Source organism: Microbispora sp. ZYX-F-249, assembly GCF_039649665.1.
Lineage (GTDB): Bacteria > Actinomycetota > Actinomycetes > Streptosporangiales > Streptosporangiaceae > Microbispora > Microbispora maris.
In genome coordinates this window covers 1-1,406 of the sequence record NZ_JBDJAW010000127.1, presented here as the reverse complement: position 1 = coordinate 1,406, position 1,406 = coordinate 1, and the positions used below count along the sequence as shown (strand labels likewise).

1 protein-coding gene is annotated in these 1,406 nt (G+C 71.2%); it reads right to left on the bottom strand.

The annotated features are described in order from the left end of the window. The coding region (locus AAH991_RS40025) for a GH1 family beta-glucosidase (protein WP_346231174.1) at nucleotides 1-1,406 on the bottom strand (1,406 nt) is incomplete at both ends.

The window sequence follows — 1,406 nt, the reverse complement described above, 5'->3', positions numbered from 1 at the left end:
CGCTCGCCCCTGGGGGTGCCGGCGACCAGGATGTCGACCGGGGCGGTGGTCGCGGGGCGGGTGGGCGGGGATGCGGTGACGACCGGGTCGGCGATGAAGTCCCGCATCCAGTGGAAGCTGGCCTTCGGCGTGCGCACCTGGGTGTCGTAGTCCACGTGCACGAGGCCGAACCTGGCCGAGTAGCCCCGGGCCCACTCGAAATTGTCCATCAGCGACCAGCAGAAGTAGCCCCGCACGTCCGCGCCCGCCTCCATCGCCTCACGGGTCGCGGCCAGATGGTCGCGCAGATAGTCGATGCGCCCCTCGTCCTCGATCACGCCGTCGTCGCCGTACCCGTTCTCGGTGATGTAGACCGGCGGCAGGTCCGGATAACGGGAGGTCAGCCCCACCAGCGTCTCATACAGTCCCTCGGGCTCCACCACCCAGCCGAGCCCGCTGGTGCGCGCCCGCTGCGGCGTGACGGTGCGCACGCCCAGATCGAAGGCCGTACGCCGGGCGGGGTCGGCCTCCTCATACGGCGCGGCCTCCACATGCAGGCGGTAGTAGTAGTTCACCCCGAGGAAGTCCACCGGCCTGCCGATGATCTCCAGATCGCCGTCCCGGCGGAAGGAGAAGCCGGTGATCCGCCCGAACGTCTCGGCCATGCCGGCGGCGTAGGCCCCGCCGAACAGCGGCTCGGTGAACTGCCGGTTCACCAGCAGGTCCATCCGCCGCGCGGCCTGCACATCCTGCGGGGAGGAGGTCACCGGCACCGTGGGCGACATGTTGAGCGTCACCCCGATCTGCTGGCCGGGCCTGGCCATCTGGCGCAGGCGGGCCACGGCCAGGCCGTGCCCCAGCAGCAGATGGTGGGCCGCGGCCAGCGCGCCCTCCCCCTCCTTGGCCCCGGGCGCGTGCCGGCCCTCGCCGTAGCCGACGATCGACGAGCAGTACGGCTCGTTGAGCGTGATCCAGTTGGACACCGACTCGCCGAGGGCCTCGTACATGACCTCGGCGTAGTCGGCGAAACGCTCGGCGGTGTCGCGGACCCGCCAGCCCCCGCGGTCCTCCAGCGCCTGCGGCAGGTCCCAGTGGTACAACGTCACATACGGCTCGATGCCGCCCTCGCGCAGGGCGTCCACGAGCCGGCGGTAGAAGTCCAGCCCGCGCCGATTCACCGGCCCACGGCCGTCGGGCAGCACCCGCGGCCAGGCAACGGAGAATCGGTAGGCCCCCGCCCCCAGGTCTTTCATGAGATCGACATCCTCTTGCCAGCGGTGATAGTGGTCGCAGGCGAACTCACCCGACTCGCCCCCTGCCACCGCGCCGGGCACCCGGCAGAAGGTGTCCCAGATCGAAGGCCCCCGGCCGTCGGTGTCGACGGCCCCCTCGATCTGGTACGCCGCGGTGGCCGTGCCCCACACGAA